The 16,787-nt window shown below is 68.1% G+C and carries 11 protein-coding genes and 3 pseudogenes; 13 read left to right on the forward strand and 1 reads right to left on the reverse strand.

The annotated features are described in order from the left end of the window. From A4R43_RS15065 to A4R43_RS15095, 7 genes and pseudogenes are all read left to right on the forward strand, one after another. A complete protein-coding gene (locus A4R43_RS15065) occupies window positions 1-1,947 on the forward strand; it encodes a TrbL/VirB6 family protein (RefSeq protein WP_205215339.1) in 1,947 nt (648 codons plus the stop codon). After that, window positions 1,944-2,987 (forward strand): annotated as a pseudogene (locus A4R43_RS15070) (PrgI family protein). The gene A4R43_RS15065 and the pseudogene A4R43_RS15070 overlap by 4 nt, the downstream one beginning before the upstream one ends. Beyond that, on the forward strand, window positions 2,984-4,774 hold the full coding sequence (locus A4R43_RS15075; protein ID WP_113692910.1) for a VirB4 family type IV secretion system protein: 1,791 nt from the start codon (window positions 2,984-2,986) through the stop codon (window positions 4,772-4,774). The pseudogene A4R43_RS15070 and the gene A4R43_RS15075 overlap by 4 nt, the downstream one beginning before the upstream one ends. Window positions 4,775-4,803: 29 nt before the next feature. After that, window positions 4,804-5,214 (forward strand): annotated as a pseudogene (locus tag A4R43_RS15080) (GP88 family protein); the annotation flags it as partial. A gap of 188 nt (window positions 5,215-5,402) precedes the next feature. Next, entirely contained in the window at window positions 5,403-6,518 is a 1,116-nt protein-coding gene (locus A4R43_RS15085) for a tyrosine-type recombinase/integrase (protein ID WP_236808367.1), read from the forward strand. After that, entirely contained in the window at window positions 6,515-9,103 is a 2,589-nt protein-coding gene (locus tag A4R43_RS15090) for a tyrosine-type recombinase/integrase (RefSeq protein ID WP_113692912.1), read from the forward strand. The genes A4R43_RS15085 and A4R43_RS15090 overlap by 4 nt, the downstream gene beginning before the upstream one ends. After that, entirely contained in the window at window positions 9,100-9,684 is a 585-nt protein-coding gene (locus tag A4R43_RS15095) for a DUF6262 family protein (RefSeq protein ID WP_113692913.1), read from the forward strand. Before A4R43_RS15090 ends, A4R43_RS15095 begins: the two co-directional genes overlap by 4 nt. A 48-nt stretch (window positions 9,685-9,732) precedes the next feature. Here the strand turns inward: A4R43_RS15095 and A4R43_RS15100 are convergent, their stop codons facing one another. Beyond that, entirely contained in the window at window positions 9,733-10,494 is a 762-nt protein-coding gene (locus tag A4R43_RS15100; protein ID WP_113695283.1) for a hypothetical protein, read from the reverse strand. A gap of 120 nt (window positions 10,495-10,614) precedes the next feature. Here A4R43_RS15100 and A4R43_RS15105 point away from each other — a divergent pair. From A4R43_RS15105 to A4R43_RS42725, 6 genes and pseudogenes are all read left to right on the forward strand, one after another. Continuing rightward, window positions 10,615-10,992 (forward strand): annotated as a pseudogene (locus A4R43_RS15105) (GP88 family protein); the annotation flags it as partial. Beyond that, entirely contained in the window at window positions 10,989-13,448 is a 2,460-nt protein-coding gene (locus A4R43_RS15110; RefSeq protein WP_113692915.1) for a DUF8128 domain-containing protein, read from the forward strand. The pseudogene A4R43_RS15105 and the gene A4R43_RS15110, both read left to right, overlap by 4 nt. Window positions 13,449-13,607: 159 nt before the next feature. Further along, window positions 13,608-13,916 (forward strand): replication-relaxation family protein, encoded by a 309-nt coding sequence (locus tag A4R43_RS44620; protein WP_335645163.1) that lies wholly within the window; start codon window positions 13,608-13,610, stop codon window positions 13,914-13,916. Then, the gene (locus A4R43_RS15115) at window positions 13,868-14,506 is read left to right on the forward strand and encodes a replication-relaxation family protein (RefSeq protein WP_335645164.1); all 639 of its coding nucleotides are present in this window, start codon (window positions 13,868-13,870) and stop codon (window positions 14,504-14,506) included. Before A4R43_RS44620 ends, A4R43_RS15115 begins: the two co-directional genes overlap by 49 nt. Further along, window positions 14,503-15,462 carry a C40 family peptidase gene (locus A4R43_RS15120; protein WP_113697612.1) on the forward strand — a complete coding sequence of 320 codons (960 nt, stop codon included), beginning with the start codon at window positions 14,503-14,505 and terminating at the stop codon, window positions 15,460-15,462. The genes A4R43_RS15115 and A4R43_RS15120 overlap by 4 nt, the downstream gene beginning before the upstream one ends. A 689-nt stretch (window positions 15,463-16,151) precedes the next feature. Next, window positions 16,152-16,691 carry a hypothetical protein gene (locus A4R43_RS42725; protein ID WP_162788472.1) on the forward strand — a complete coding sequence of 180 codons (540 nt, stop codon included), beginning with the start codon at window positions 16,152-16,154 and terminating at the stop codon, window positions 16,689-16,691. Window positions 16,692-16,787: the final 96 nt, after the last annotated feature.

The following is a 16,787-nucleotide window of genomic DNA, read 5'->3' on the forward strand; positions in this document are numbered from 1 at the left end:
ATGGCCGAGACCGACGCGCCCCGCGAGCGGGTGCTGCTGGCGCCACACGCCACCGAACGACCCGGTCTTCGACGGCGGGCAGCGGTGCTGGCGGTGGCGGTGGCGGTCCTCAGCGTCCTGGCGGTCGGCGCCTGGGCGTCGCCGGGCCAGCCTGGTGCGCAGCAACCGCCGGACGTTCCGGTTCCTCCGGTGGATACGTGTGCACCGTCGAGCGAGCCGTGGTGCCAGCTTCCAACCGCGACGACGCCGCCGTCGATCCCGGCCGTGCCGTTGCCGCCGATCACCGAACTGCCGCCGCCACCAACGTGTGCGCCGGGTCAGGTTGGCTGTAGCCCTGGTGCGCCGCCCGCGCCGTGCACGGGTGAGGACTGCATCCCCCAGCCCACACCGCAGGCATCCGGCAGCGTGCCGCCGCCCGGCGGCACCGGTTCGAACCCGAGTGATCCTGAGTGCGGGCTGTCCAACATTCCCGGGTGCCTGGCGAAGGCGCTCAACACGGTGTTCCGGGACCTGGTCAACGCCGCGCTGGACCCGATCCTCGAACTGCTCGGCAACACCGCGCTGACCACGCCGACGCTGGACCAGCTGCCCGGCATCGGCGAGTTGTGGAACTCCTCGTGGGAGATCGTGCTCGCCGCCTACGGCATGCTGGTCCTGGTCGCCGGGATCGTGGTGATGTCGCACGAGAGCGTGCAGAACCGGTACTCGATCAAGGAGATCGGTCCGCGGATCCCGATCGGGTTCCTCGCCTCGGCGCTGAGCCTGTTCTTCGCCGAGAAGTTCATCCGGCTGGCGAACGCGCTCTCGTCCGCCGTGCTCGGCGACGGCGTCGATCCGCCCTCGCTCGCCACGACGCTCAAGGACGCGCTCGACGGTGCCCTTTCGGGTGGGCTGTTCCTCATCTTCGTCGCCGTGGCACTGGTGGTGATCGGTCTCGGGCTGCTCATCGTGTACGTGGTCCGGGTCGCGCTCACCCTCATCCTGATCATCACCGCGCCGCTGTTCCTGATGTGCCACTGCCTGCCCCACACCGATCCCCTCGCGCGGTGGTGGTGGAAGGCCATCGGCGCGGTGCTCGCGATTCAGGTCGCCCAGTCCCTGGTGCTCATCACCGCCGTGCGCACCTTCCTGGCCGGCGGCACACAGCTGTTCAGCTCGACGCTGTCCGCGCTGGGCACGCTCATCTCCGCGATCGCCCTGTTCTACATCTTGTTCAAGATCCCGTTCTGGTTCCTGTCCGCCACGAAACTCGGCAACGGGCGGTCCTTCCTCGGTGGGCTGGCCAAGGCCTACATCGCCGCGAAAACGTTTGGCATGGTCGCCGGTAAAACCGGCACGAGCGTCAAGGCTGCTGTCGCCAGCACGAGCAGGAGCAGTTTAAGTGCTCCGCCGCGCCCGGCGCAGCCCCTGCTCGCACCAACCCCGGCGGCGGTCAGCAAAAGGGTGAAGGCCGCGTACGACGCCGAGCAAACGCGTGCGGCGCGACGTTCGCGCCTGCCGTCGCAACGACCACAGTTCCTGCAGCCCACCCCGCAGGAAGCCGTCCATGATCCCGCCGTCATCCCGGTCGGCCAGGTGGCCGCTAAGCCCACGTTCAGCTCTCCGCCGCGGCCCGCAACACCGGTCCGGCCGTCACCGGGACCGCAGCCGATTCCGCGATTCCGGGCGGCGGGGACTGCACACCCGGTCGATGGCGAGCGAGCGCGGCCGGTAGCGGTTGCCGCGGTGCCGCCGCACTTGCGGTTCCAGCCGCCCTCCGCCGAGCCGAGCCACACCTCAACACCGATCCGGCCCGCGACACCGCCACCGCCCACGCCGGTGTTCCGCCCGGCACATCCCGAGCCGCGCATTGGCGACGCCCGCCCGCGCACTCCCTCCGTGCCGCCGGTCGCGTTCCGCGCACCCAGCCCACCGACTTCCCCGCCCCGCGGAGGTTCGACGTCATGACCCAGCCTGTGCGTATCCCTGCCGATGTCGATCGGGAGGACCGCGTGCTCGCGAACCTGACCGCGCGCCAGCTGGCGATCCTGGCCGTCACCGGGATCGTGCTCTACGGCGGCTGGACGGTGACCCGCACGGTCGTGCCGCTGCCGGTGTTCCTGATCGTGGCGATCCCGATCGGGGTGATCGCCGCGGTGCTGGCGCTGGGGCAGCGCGACGGCGTCAGCCTCGACCGGCTGCTGCTCGCCGCGCTCCGCCAGCGCCTGCAGCCGCGGCACCGGGTGGCTGCGCCTGAAGGGGTACGTGCCGCCCCGGCCTGGCTCACCCCTCATGGCGAGGCGCAGGTATCTCCGGCCGCGCTCCGATTGCCTGCCGAAGGCGTCACCGACGCCGGTGTCGTCGACCTCGGTGCCGATGGTGTCGCGATCGTGGCGGTGGCCAGCACGCTCAACTTCGCGCTGCGCACCCCCGGGGAGTAGGAAGCCCTCGTCGCCGGTTTCGGCCGCTACCTGCACTCAATCTCCGCCCCGGTGCAGGTGCTCGTCCGCGCCGAACGGCTCGACCTGTCCCGCCAGATCAGCGACCTACGCGACGCCGCGCCCGGCCTCCCCCACCCGAAGCTCGAGGCCGCCGCGCTCGAGCACGCGACCTACCTCGACCAGTTGCGGCGCTCCACCGACCTGCTGCGCCGGCAGGTGCTGCTCGTGCTGCGCGAGCCCGTCCGCGCGGCCCAGCCCGCCGACGGGCTCGGCGGCCCGTCTCCCTTGGCGATGCTGCGCCCCCGCCGGAACCGCACCACCGAGGTCACCGAGAGCGCGCGTCGGTCCGCGGAAACCCGGCTCGTGCGCCGCCTCGGCGAGGCCACCGAGTTGCTCGCCCCCGCCGGGATCACGATCACCGCCCTGGATGCCGGGCAGGCCACCGCCGTGCTCGCGACCGCCTGCAACCCGGATTCCCTGCTGCCGCCGTCGGCCGGTCTGGCGGGCGCGGACGACGTCATCACCACCGCCTCCCCGGACCTCGATGGGGAAGGCGGTGAGCTGTGAACTCCAACGCCGGCGCGTTCACGCCCGACTCGCTGTCCGTCGCGCCCCGGCACCTGGAGATCGGCGGTGAGTGGGTCGCGTCCTTCGCGATCACCGGCTACCCGCGCGAGGTGCACCCGGGGTGGCTGCAACCGCTGCTCGCCTACCCCGGCCGGGTGGACGTGAGCCTGCACGTCGAGCCGATCGACCCGGTCACCGCGGCGAACCGGCTCAAACGGCAACTGTCCAAACTGGAATCCGGCCGTCGGCACACCAGCGAGAAAGGACGGCTGCTCGACCCGATGGTCGAAGCCGCGACCGAAGACGCCTACGACCTGTCCGCCCGTGTCGCCCGTGGCGAGGGCAAGCTGTTCCGGCTCGGCCTCTACCTGACCGTGCACGCCGGCAGCGAAGAGGACCTCGCCGAGCAGGTCGCCGCCGTGCGCTCGCTGGCGGCGTCGCTGCTGATGAACGCACAGCCCACCACCTACCGCACTCTGCAGGGCTGGGTCTCCACGCTGCCACTGGCGCTGGATCTGATCGGGATGCGGCGCACCTTCGACACCAGCGCACTTGCCGCGGCGTTTCCCTTCACCAGCCCGGACCTCCCGCCCGCGGACCCGGCCAGCGTCGCCGCCCCGGCGGGCGTGCTCTACGGGTTCAACGTCGGATCGCAGGGGCTCGTCCATTGGGACCGGTTCGCCGCGGACAACTACAACAGCGTCCTGCTCGGCCGCTCGGGCGCGGGCAAGTCCTATTTGGTCAAGCTGGAGGCGCTGCGCTCGCTCTACCGCGGCATCGAGGTCACCATCATCGACCCCGAAGACGAATACCGGCGCCTGTGCGAGGCCATCGGCGGCACCTACCTCCACCTCGGCGAGGCCGGGGTGCGCATCAACCCGTTCGACCTGCCCATCGCCGTGCGCCCCGACGGCCGCCGTACCGCACCGAAAGACGCCCTCACCCGCCGGGCGCTGTTCCTGCACACCGTCATCGACGTCCTCACCGGCACCGAACTGGCCGCCGAGCAACGCGCCGCGCTGGACCGCGCGATCATCTCCACCTACCAGCAGGCCGGGATCACCAGCGACCCGCGCACCTGGAACCGCCCAGCACCACTGCTCGCCGACCTCGCCGCGGTCCTCACCGAGGACACCGACCCGGTCGGCGTCGACCTCGGCGCCCGGCTCCGCCCGTTCGTCGACGGTGCCTTCGCCCAGCTGTTCTCCGGGCCCACCACGACCACGCCCGAAGGCCATCTGACCGTGTTCAGCCTCCGGGATCTGCCCGACGAACTGCGCCCGATCGGCACGCTGCTGACCCTCGACACTGTGTGGCGACGGGTGAGCAACCCCGCCCTGTGCCGCCCCCGCCTGATCACCGTCGACGAAGCCTGGCTGATCATGCAAGACCCCGCCGGCGCGCGATTCCTGCACCGCCTGGCCAAATCCGGCCGCAAATACTGGGCCGGGCTCACCATCTCCACCCAGGACGTCGGCGACGTCCTGGGCACCGAACTGGGCAAGGCCATCGTCGCCAACGCCGCCACCCAGATCCTGCTCCGCCAAGCCCCGCAAGCGATCGACGAGATCGTCGCGACCTTCAACCTCTCCGACGGCGAAAAGCAGTTCCTCATCTCCGCGGACAAGGGCCAAGGCCTGCTCAGCGCCGGAACCCAGCGCGTCGCCTTCCAGGCACTGGCCTCCCCGCGGGAGAACGCGCTCATCACCACCGATCCCGCCGAGCTCGCCACCTCCACCGAGCCGAACCCCGTCGACGGCCACGTCGACCTCGACACCGCCGCTTAACCGTGCCCTGCCTGTTCGTGAGGTGCCCCATGCCCTCGTCCGAAAACCACCGACCGACCCGGTTGCTGACGCAGAACCGCGAACTGCGCGCCATCGGCGTCTGGAACTGGAGCCTGCCCGCCCTCGCCGCCAGGCTGCCCGATGGCCGCACCCAGGTGACCTGCCCCGCCGCCGGGGCCTGCGCCCAGATTTGCTACGGCCGCAACGGAACCTACCGCTTCCCCGTCGTCCAAGCCCGCCACCAAGCCAACCTGGCCTTCGTCCTCGACGACCTGCCCGGCTGGGAACAGGCGATGACACGCGAGCTGTCCGCGCGCCGGTTCGCCGGGAAGTTCGTTCGCATCCACGACGTCGGCGACTTCTTCTCCGACGCCTACACCCTGGCCTGGTGCCGCGTGATGCGCGCCTGCCCATCGGTCACGTTTTACGCCTACACCAAGTTTACCGACCGTACGTAGACCCGTACGTGCCGTCCGTCCTGCGCCACTTCGCGAACGTGCCGTGCTTGGTTACCGACCATGTCCGGATCGTTCGGAGTGTCAGGCGTCGGTATGGAGGGTTTGTGGTTCGCAAGTGCGTGGTCGGGCAGCTACGAGTACAGGAGCTGCTTCGACGTGACGGAAGTCGTATGTGGACGATCGTGTGGCCGGAGGGGACGGTGCGTGAGGATGCTGATCAGTTCCTGCGTGTGCATGACGGATCTGGAACCCAGCGCACCTACGCCTACTACCTCGTGGACCACTTGCGGTGGCTCGAACGTGAGGGTCTCACCGTGGATCGCGTAGTACTTCGAGATCTGGAGCGCTACATGGGAATCCTTGGCGCCGACGTGCGCATGCCTCTGGGTGAACCGTGGCGGGTCGGGAAGCGACCGTACGGCAAGGACGCGCTGTCCACGACCGCTGCGTGTCTGAAGGGTTTCTATCGACACCAGGGAATGCTGGGAGTCAACCCCGAGCTCGGGTCGCGCCTGAACCAGTCCCGGTTGCCGTCACGAGAGGACCGACGCCGGGCCTTCCTCGGGCACGTGGCGCGCAGCGCGCCGGCGAACCCGCTGGCTCCCCGGCGCGGACGCCGTCGCCATCCAAAGATGCTCCCAGAAGGCGCGACCCCACAATTGCTGGATGTGCTGCAGTCGGCCCGCGACGAACTTGTCGTCACCTGGCTGACCGATGGCGGGTTCCGCATCGGGGAGCTATGCGGCCTGCATCTGGTGGACCTTCACCTGCGCGACAACGCGGCTTGCGGCCAGTGCCGATCCCCGCACGTGCACGTCTGCCACCGGCCCGGCAATCCGAACCGCGCGGCAGCCAAGACGAAGCACGAGTGGTCGATCGAGCGTGGGACCGTACGCGGCGGGCTGATCAAGCGCGTCAGTCCGGCGATGATTCACAGCTACTTCCGTTACATGACCGAGGAATACCCTAGTCAGCTGACTGACCACGGCATGCTTCTGGTGCAACTGCATGGACCGCACCATGGCCAGCCGTGGGCGCCAGTCGCAGCGCGGGGAATGTTGCGGCGTGCATCGATCCGGGCGGGGCTCGGGAAGATCAAGCCGCACGAGTTCCGGCACAGGTTCGCGACCGCCGTTCTGGATGCTTCAGGCGGCAATCTGGTTGTCGCGCGCGACGCCGGTGGCTGGGCGTCCACCGTGGTTGTCGATGAGATCTACGCCCATGTGGATATCCACGATCCCGTTTTCGACGCTGCGCTACGGCAGGTCTGGAGCGTGCAGGCATGAAGCACCTCCCACTGCTCACAGCGCACCAGACTCCGCCCAGCCGAGCGGAAACCGATCGGCTGGACCTGCTGACAGCACTGATCAACGGACCCAGTTTCACCCCGCTGTTCCGCACCGAGTTGATCGACGTCCCGCGCGGCCACCCTGTCTACGCATGGGAGTGCGTCGTTCCCGGCTGCGAACACTTCCGCGGCAACAGCGGTGACCTCTGTTCCACGCACCAACGACAGTGGAAACAGGCCCGCGATACGGGCACCGGCAAAGCTGCCTTCCTGCTCAACGCGGACCAACTGGCGCCGGCGGATGCCGCAGGCCAGCGGGTCTGCCGGATCTGCCTGGTCCGGCCCGCCACCGACATCGCTCGTCGGTTGTGCAATCGCCACAAGCACAGTTGGTTCTACCGCATCAAAACGCACGGCGCGGCGACAGACTACGACGACTGGCTTTCAGAGCAACATTCGCATCCGGGATTCGGACGATGCTGCGTTGTGGTGTGCAGCGACCTCGCGCAGTCCTCGTTGGGTTTGTGTGCTGGACACGAGTCTCGCTACCGGTCTGCGGGTCGTCCCGGCGGCGCTCATTTGCTGGGGCGAACGGGAAACCAGTTCACCGAAGTCGACGACAACCGGGTGGTCGTGTACGCCGACGAGCTGACATTCCGGCGGTGGTGCGCGGAGGTTGATCCGATCCCGCGAGCCAATCAGTTCAACCTGCGAGGGTTGCGGCCTCTTTTGCGTGCTGAGTTCCAGTGGGGATTGTTCGCCCATACCCAGGGCCAGCATTCCCAGTGGGGTCCGGGCTGGCTGCAGACCTTGGTGAACTTCTGCCGACGCCGCGACCTGAACTCGTTGACGGAGCTGGACTTGGGCTCATGCACCCACTTCAGTCGGCTCATCGCGCGGGAGATCCTCAACGGGCTGCGGCTGGTCTACTTCGGACCCGAGGACACTCGCGACGCGGGTTTCATCGAGACCGACCACTTCGGCGTCCGCTTCCCGAACTGCGGTAGCTACATCGACCTCACCGTGGTGTCGCAACGCTGGCTGCGGAACATGCTATGGGATCACCTCGCGGCAGCGATGCGGTCTCCGCACTGCCCTCGCTCCTCCGGGGTGTTCGCCAACCTCCGCCGCGCCAGCGCCGAACTGAGCGCCTTCCTCCAAGCCGAGGCTCCCGGCCACGGCGACGACCCCACCCGACTCGGCGAGGAGCACATGCTGCGCTTCGTCACCGACCAACGTCACCGGGCTACCCACGGCTTGCCGTCGTTGAGCATGAAGAAGGCCGACGGCACGGCATTCGCGACCACCCAAGCTTCCCGACGACTGATCTTCAACCACGTTCGGCGACTGCTGCGCACCGCGATGGACTCCGGCGAGACAGACCGGATCGGCTTGGACCGCGGTTTCGTTATCGCGGCACCGTCCGGCGGGAAGGCCGTGCACCGGACCCGGACCCCGTTCTCTGACGAGGTCGCCCATGCACTCGCCGACGAAGCCAACCTGCAGCAACTCGCCCACTCCTATGACCCGCAGGACCAAGGCCTCCGCGATATTTGGGAGACCATCATCGTCACCGGCCGGCGCGCGAACGAGGCCATTGGGCTGCGGTGGGATTGTCTCGGCCGCCACGGCGATCTGCCCATGCTCTGGCACGATCAGACCAAGGTCGGCAACTACGACCAGGCGATCCGGATCCCCGAAGGCCTCTACCAACGACTCCGGCAGCGGCAGCGCAAGACACTCGACCGATTCGTTGCCCGACACGGCCGACCGCCCACGGATGCTGAACGCCGAGCCTTGGCTCTGTTCCCAACGCGAAGCCGAAACCTCGCCGGTCAGAAATCCCTGTCCTACAGCTGGTTCAGCACGGGCTTCAAGCAGTGGATCGCTGAGCTGAACCTCGGAACGTGCGTTCCGCACCAGGCCCGGCACACGCTGGCCACGACGCTGCTGCGCCACGGTGCCAGCCTGACCCACATCCGCCGCTACCTCGGCCAAGTCTCCGATCGCATGGCAGAGCACTACACCCACGTCGCCGTGTCCGAGATCGAGGACGTCCTCCAGCACGTGTGGGTCGCAGGCCCCGCAGCACCTCACCCCGGCGAATTGCTTTCCGGTGACACCAAGACAATGAGCCGCGAGCAAGCGCACGCCCTCGCGATCGACTTATCGCGCCGCAGCACCCCGGCCGAAGGCGGATTCTGCACCTTCCAACCTGTCGTCAACGGCGACGCCTGTCCCTGGAAGCTGGACTGCCACAACTGCGACAAGTTCGTCCTCTCCGGCGCCGACCTCCTCTACTGGCGCCGCAAACGCGAGCAATGGCGTTCCATCGCCGAACGCGCACCGGATGACGCCACCGCCGACTACCTCCACCAGGTCTTCGAACCCACCGGCCGCGCGATCGACGGGCTGGAGAAAGCATTGGCGGGTATGGGCCTGCTCGACGAAGCGCTCGCTCTCGACCTGCGCCGTCCCCAGGACTACTTCCACCGCATCTGGAGCCTGTCCTTCCGCGCGACCGAACTCGCAGACGCCTCCTTCCCCATCAACAACGGCGATTCTTCGGAGCCTCAACCGTGAACAGCCCTCACCGCTCGTCTCGCACGGCCGCGGCAACGGCGGCCCGACAAGAACGGACTGCTGCGGCAATCGAGCGCGTCCACGACGCCGTCGCGCGCATGCTCCGAGAAAAGACACCGATCACCGCCGCTGGCGTCGCACGACGAGCCGGCGTCTCCCGAACCTTCCTCTACGAGAACCCCGACGCGCGAACTGCGGTCAGTACGACCAGAACGGCCGCAGCAACCGACCGCGCAGCCACGGATCCTTTGCACGAAGCCGAAATCGAGGACTCGTGGCGAGAACGAGCGCTCAACGCAGAGGCCATGCTGAAGACGGCACACGAGGAGATTGTCAAGCAGCGCAAGCACATTGGCGACTTGATGGGCCAGATTCGCGACATGGAGACCGAATGCGTCGAAGATTCGATCCTCCGTATCACGACCGAGAACACCACGCTCAAACAACAGGTTCGGCAGCTCACCGACGACAACCAGAAACTTGATGACCGGCTGAAGGCTGCACGCTCGAACGTCCGATTCCAGGACCGGCGAATCGCCGAACTCGAAGTACAGCTACTCGATTCCAGCGATCGGAGTTGACATGCACGCCGTCCACACAGGTCCGACACAGTTCGTCGGCCGACCGGCTCAACCGTCAGAAGCCGTCAGCGCCTCAACCACGGGATCATCGGCGCGCCAAGTCACCCACGCGTCTTCAGCCAGCTGTCGCTGATCGGCGCGAACTCGTTGATATCGAACGTGGTGCTTCACCAGCAGGCTGTCGATAGCTTTCCAGATCCGTCGGAGGTGAAGGCCCAAGTCGATCGACAGCTCAGCTGCCGAGACAGGCCACGACTGACGCATCGGGTCCAGCTTTTCCAGAAGCCTCGCACCCTTGGGCGCGGGATGACCGCCGGTATCGCAGTGGCCCCAGTACTCCTCGTTCGAGAACTTACCTGTGAGTGTCCGCATCTGCTTCGGGCTGAACGAGCTTCGGATCTCGGCCGGAGTGCTCTCGCCCCACCGTCGCGCGTGGTCGAGATCCTCGTCGAACAGCACAAGCAGATACTCGCACTCGATGAGCTGGCGGATCACCGCGCCGACAGCGTAGTAGCGACGCTTCGCCACCATCGCCACGGCCGCGTCAGCCAGTTCGGTACTCATGCTTGCAACCGTTGTTACCGCGCGAAACGCCATGACACTGGCAAGGTCCGGCTTCTCGCCACGATCAGGATGCTCGGCCTTGCCGCCCCCGAGCCACGAATCAATCGCGAGCCAGTCCTCAATGTTGACCAACACACCCAAGATCGTCGAGAGGAACTGGATTCGCGCATCACCGTGACTCTCGTCGAGCAACGCCCGCCGAAACTCATCGTGGGCTTCGTCATCCAGCTCGTCACTCGTCGTCATGGCAGCAACATAGTCACCCCGACACGTCGGCACACACATCCGTCGCAGCATCGTGGCGAACATGTAAGCTTCGGATCAGCGCAGGTCACCGGCGTCAAACGGGCTGTCGTGGTTGGTAAAACCAAGGAAGTTCGCAGGTTCAAACGGCTCATCGAGCCGGATCCGCCGCCGAACTTCCTGTGGGTCTACAGCTACGGCGGCCGCGAGGACTCCTTCATCGACCCCGACCGGGACCGGGTCGCCGACGTCTTTCCCGACGAGACCGCGATCGCCGCCGCGGGATGGTCCTCGCAGGAAGCGTCCGATCTGCTGGCGGTGCTCGGGCCGCGCCTGGTCGGCGTGCCCGCGAACCGGATCCCGCAGTTCCTCAAGCGCCTGGGACAGCGCAGGTTGTCGCAGTGGCAAGCCGAAATCGACGCCGAACGACACGCCCGCCGACGCCGTCATCTGCACCTGGTTCCCACCGACGCGTCGGAGCCCGAACGGCGGGCCGCATGACCGGCTCGCCACTGCAGGACTACCTGCGCGACCCCGGCGCCGCCCTGCGCGCGGTCCTCGGCGCGCTGCGGGAATTCGCCGTGACCGCGGGCCCGGTCGCCGTCCCGCTGTTCGTGGTCGCCGCCGTGGTGGGTGTGGTTGCCGGGCGGCGGTGGTGGGCGCGCCGCTGCCACGACCGGATGGCCGCCGATGCCCGCGTGGTCACCGTGCTCGCCCCTCCCACGGTCGATTCCGATGGCGCGGCGGCGCTGTATGCCAACCTCGTCGGGTTGTTGCGGCCGGGGTGGAAGCGGCGGGTGTTCGGCCAGCCGCACCTGGTGTGGGACTACGTGTTCTCCCAAGCCGGGATGGCGCTGCGGTTGTGGCTGCCGGGGATCGTGCCGCCGGGGATGGCCGAGCGCGCGATCGAAGCCGCCTGGCCCGGCGCGCACACCCGCACCACCCCGGCCGAACCCCCGATCCCGCTGTCCGCCCCGGCGGGCAAGGTTGTCGACGCGGTCGGCGGTGAACTGCGGCTGGCCCGCAGCGAGGCACTGCCCATCCGGTCGGACTTCCCTGCCGACCCGGTCCGCGCTCTGCTGGGCGCCCCGGCCGGGCTGGCCGCCCACGAACGCGCGGTTGTGCAAATCCTGGCGCGCCCGGTCACCGGAACCCGAGTGCGCACAGCCCGCCGGGCCGCGCGCCGGATCCGTGCGGGGCGCTCGACCAAGCTCGCCAGCCGCCTTCTGGACTTGATCACTCCAGGCGGCGGATCGCGGCCGTCGTCCACGCGCGCCAAGCCAGTGCTCGACAACCAGACGTCGCTGGAGAACGCCGCGCAGGACCGGGCGATCGTGGCCAAGCAGCGCGGCACGCAGTACGAGACCCGGGTCCGCTACGCGGTGGCCACCCTGCTCCCCGAGCACGCGACCGGCGCCGAACGGGCGGCGGTCCACGAGCACCTGCGCGGCCGCGGGCACGCGATCGCCAGCGCGTTCGCGGCCTTCACCGAGCACAACTACTACCGCCGCGTCCGACTCCCCCACCCGGTCCGCGCGGTCGCCGAGCGGCGGCTGAACAAGGGTGACCTGCTCTCGATCCCGGAGCTGGCCGCGCTGGCGCACGTGCCCACCGACGAGGCCATCCCCGGGCTGCAGCGAGCCGGCGCGAAAGCCGTCCCGCCGCCACCCGGGATCGCCACCGAGGGGCCCGGGATCAAGCCGATCGGCGTCAGCGACTCCGGGCGCCCGCGCCCGGTCGGCCTGCGGGTTGCCGACGCCCGCCACCACGTGCACATCCTCGGCGCCACTGGGTCGGGCAAGTCCGAGCTGATGGCGCGCATGGCACTCGAGGACGCCGACGCCGGGCGCGGGCTGGTGGTCATCGACCCCAAGGGCGACCTCGTCACCGACGTCCTCATGCGCCTGCCCGCCCGCCTCGGCGAGAACGTCGTGCTCTTCGACGCCGACAGCCGCGCCCGCCCGCCGGTGCTCAACCCGCTCGAAGGCCCGGACACCGCGCGCACCGTGGACAACCTGGTCAGCATCTTCTCCCGCGTCTACGCCTCCAGCTGGGGACCGCGCACCGAGGACATCCTGCGCTCCGGGCTGCTGACCCTGCGCGCTCTGCCCGGCACCCCCGCCCTGACCGACCTGCCCAAGCTGCTCACCGTGCCCGCGTTCCGCGCCCGCGCGCTCGAGCAGATCTGCGACGACGTGCTGGCCGGGTTCTGGGCCTGGTACGACGAGCTGTCCGACGCCGCCCGCGCCCAGGTCGTGGCACCGCTGATGAACAAACTCCGCGGCCTGCTGCTTCGCCCGTTCGTCCGTGCAACGCTGACCGGCGGACGATCCACAGTAGACATGAGCGAGGTGCTCGACGGCGGGATCTGCTTGGTACGGCTCGGAAAAGGCGCACTCGGGCTCGACACCGCGAAGCTGATCGGCTCACTCGTCGTCGCCCGCACCTGGCAAGCCGCCACCCGCCGCGCCCGCATCCCGCAGCACGAGCGGCGCGACTGCGGCCTTTACATCGACGAGTGCCACAACTTCCTCAACCTCGCCTACCCGCTGGAAGACATGCTCGCCGAATCCCGCGGCTACCGGATGTCCATCGTGCTCGCGCACCAGTACCTGCGCCAGCTCACACCCGAACTGGCCGAAGGCATCTCCGCCAACGCCCGCAACAAGATCATCTACGCGGCCTCGCCCGAAGACGCCCGCACCCTGGCCCGCCACACCGCGCCGCGGGTGACCGAGCACGACCTGGCCAACCTCGGCCGCTTCCACATCGCCGCCCGCCTGGTCCTCGACAGCGAGGAAGCCCCGCCCTTCACCGCCGTCACCCAGAAACTCCCACCCGCCATTCCCGGCCGCGCCAAGAAGATCCGCCACCTCGCCCTCGTCAACACCACGCCCCCAGCCGAGCCCTGCGTGGAAGGCCGTCCAGCCGCTGCCGATCCCCGCCGAACCACCTGAACCCTGGAGGTGCCGTCCACCATGGTCAGCAACCCGACACCCCAACGCCAGCTCCGCGGACACCGCCCGCAACGCCCAGCCCCGCGGGTCCTCAATTCCGCCGAGCACCACGCCTGGCTCACCGGACACCTCACCGACCGCGACCGGTGGCTGTGCCGGATGCTGTTCGAGCACCACGTACTCACCAGCACCCAGATCGTCGACATCGCCTTCCCCAGCCGCCGCGCCGCGAACCTGCGCCTGCGCGACCTCTACCAATGGGGCGTGCTGCACCGCTTCCAACCCCACCGCACCCGCGGCTCGCACCCGATGCACTACGTCCTCGACACCGCCGGCGCGGTCGCCCTCGCCCACGAAACCGGCCTGCCCCCAAGGAACTCGGCTACCACCGCGAACGCGAGATCGGACGCGCCTACTCGCTGCAGCTCGGCCACACCATCGGCTGCAACGGCCTGTTCACCAACCTGATCCGCCACAGCCGTCAGCTCGGCGCCACCGGACGCCTCACCGCCTGGTGGTCAGCCACCCGCTGCGGCCGGCACTGGGGCGACATCGTCAACCCCGACGGCTACGGCCGCTGGCAGCAGCGCGGCCGCGAGGTCGAATGGTTCGTCGAGTTCGACTTCGGCACCGAACAGCTGTCCCGCCTCGCCGTCAAGCTCACCCGCTATGCGCGGCTGGCCGAGACCACCGGTATCACCACGCCGGTGCTGATGTGGTTCCCCACCGCCGCCCGGGAAGCCCACGCACGCCAGACGCTGGCCGACGCCCAGCGAGCGCTCGACCAGCCCGCCCACGTGCCGATCGCCACCACCAGCGCCGAGACCGCCGCCGACCCGCTCGACATGACCGCGGCCCGCTGGCGGCCCGTCGGCGACACCGGCAACAACGGCCGGACCCCACTGGCCGACCTGCCCACGCTCTGGCCTGGCCTGCCCGCACCGGCCAACCTCGGCGACCACCGACCAGCGTCGTCCGACCCCACCAGGCCGCGTTTCGGTCTGGTGGCACCCTCACCACTGCCGCCGCCCAGCCCCAGTTGGAGGCGGACCGCGTGAGCAAGGCCGCCACATCGATCACCGCGCTCGCCGTCGTGCTCATCCTCCTGATCAGCGGAAGCGCCATCGCCGTCGTCCAAGCCATCTTCGGCAGCTCACCCAGCGGGATGAACTGCACCCCGACCGGCACCGCCAGCGGCGCACCAGCCGGATACAGCCCGGAGCAAATGAGCAACGCCGCCACCATCGTCGCCGTCGGCAAACAGATGGGCATCCCCGAACAAGGCTGGATCATCGCCATCGCCGCCGCCATCCAGGAATCCGGGCTGCGCAACCTGCACCACGGCGATCGCGACTCCCTCGGTCTGTTCCAGCAGCGCCCCTCCATGGGCTGGGGCACCCCTGAGCAGGTCACCACGCCCAGCTACGCCGCGACCAAGTTCTTCGAGCACCTCCACGCCACCCCCGGCTGGCAGCACATGAGCCTCACCGACGCCGCCCAAGCCGTCCAGGGATCCGGCTTCCCCCACGCCTACGCCCAGCACGAACCCACCGCCCGCACCATCGTCGCCGCCGTCGCCGGAGCCCACTGCGCCCCGGGCACCGGCAGCTGCGACGACATCCAAGCCCCCACCGCCGCGGCCGTGATCGCCATCAACTACGCCTGCGGCCAACTCGGCCTCCCCTACGTCTGGGGCGGCAACGGCCCCGACGCCGGCCACACCGGCTTCGACTGCTCCGGCCTCACCAAAGCCGCCTACAACGCCGCCGGCATCACCCTCCCCCGCACCGCCCACACCCAGTTCCACGCCGGCCCCCACGTCCCGGACGACCAACCTCTACTGCCCGGCGACCTCGTCTTCTACGGCACCCCAGCGAAGATCCACCACGTCGGCCTCTACCTCGGCAACGGCAAAATGATCAACGCCCCCACCTTCGGCCAACCCGTCCAAATCGACAACCACCGCCACCCCGGCGACGACTACGCTGGCGCTACCCGCCCAGCCAACGGTTGACGTTCTCCACCGCAAAAGTGGGAGATCTGGTCTAGGGACAGGGTGCGCAGTCGCGCGTAGCTTGGTCTCAACGGGCACGAGCGCCCGTGCCGCAGTCGGTACCTGCTCTTCGCCATGGTGGGCTAATTGGCCCTCAGCGGGTTGCGGCTTCGGCGCGGACTTGCAGGCCGGTCACGAAATTCGGTGCCTACCGCGGTCGGCCAGCTCTAGGAGCTGGCCGACCGCAAGTTACTGCCGATGAAGGTTCTAAATAGCTCTACCTGGCGACGTGGTTGCGCCCCGCGGCCTTGAAGCAGTCACTACTACCACGCGTCGCGCGTCCGGGCAGGTCCACCCTGGGAGCGGCGTCGCCGCCGTCGCACAAAATGCCGAACTAGTCAGCTTGGCGTACACCCGGTTGGTTACGGTCTTGTTCGGCCCCGTGATCCGCAGCGCAGCGGGCGCCGACAACACACGCACAACTTCCATCGTTGCACCTCGGGCGCGCCATATGCGCACTTAAGCCCTCACAGCAGTCCAAATCATCTCCGCGATCGTTTTACCCGAGCCTTTCATCCAGCGGAAGAATACTTGAACGAAGGACGCGCATGCGACTCACCCGCTTGGCTGTAGCCCCCTCCACACCATTGCGGTAGCTTCGAATTTCGTAGAGATCAAGACTCGACTGGCAGCACAAAGCAGCCAGCTTCATGGAAGGATTACTGGTGCAACGAAGAGCCACGTTTCGCAAAATTGGGGCGTCATTCGCCAGTATTTTGGCATTGATTTCCACACTTTTCATTGCTTCACCAGGCGTGGCACAGGCCGATTCCGGCGCGTACTGCATCATTACCGTCGAGCGGCTCACGCCAGGCAGCCCTGAGGCTACCGAGATTGACCGAACCTGCGGACCGACAAGGGAAGCCGCTCAAGCGAAGCGTCCCAACCTGAAGGCCAGCGTTCTACTTGCGCACCTTTTCCAGCACGGATTTAGCGGCTGGCGCGCGGACCTCGTAGCCGACGCTGCCTGCGACAGCGCCGGCTGGGGATTCTCCGACATCAGGGAACACAACAGTGCCGTAGGCGGGATCTCATCCTACCGCACCTTCAACGAGTGCAATGGCAGTGCCATATATTCAGAGACGGATTTCAACAACGAATGTGGACGATTCCACTTCCTGTGGGATGTTTCCGTGCCCTGGAGCTGCAATGATCATGTCTATTCGATGAGACTATACAAATCCTACTAATCAGCGTCCTCGCAGCTCCGCCCACCTTGGTCGACCAGGCGTGGGCGGAGAAGCACATCCAGCAAAGGGACCTTACCCGAACGCTCGACCGGTCGT

Source organism: Amycolatopsis albispora (assembly GCF_003312875.1).
GTDB classification, from domain to species: domain Bacteria; phylum Actinomycetota; class Actinomycetes; order Mycobacteriales; family Pseudonocardiaceae; genus Amycolatopsis; species Amycolatopsis albispora.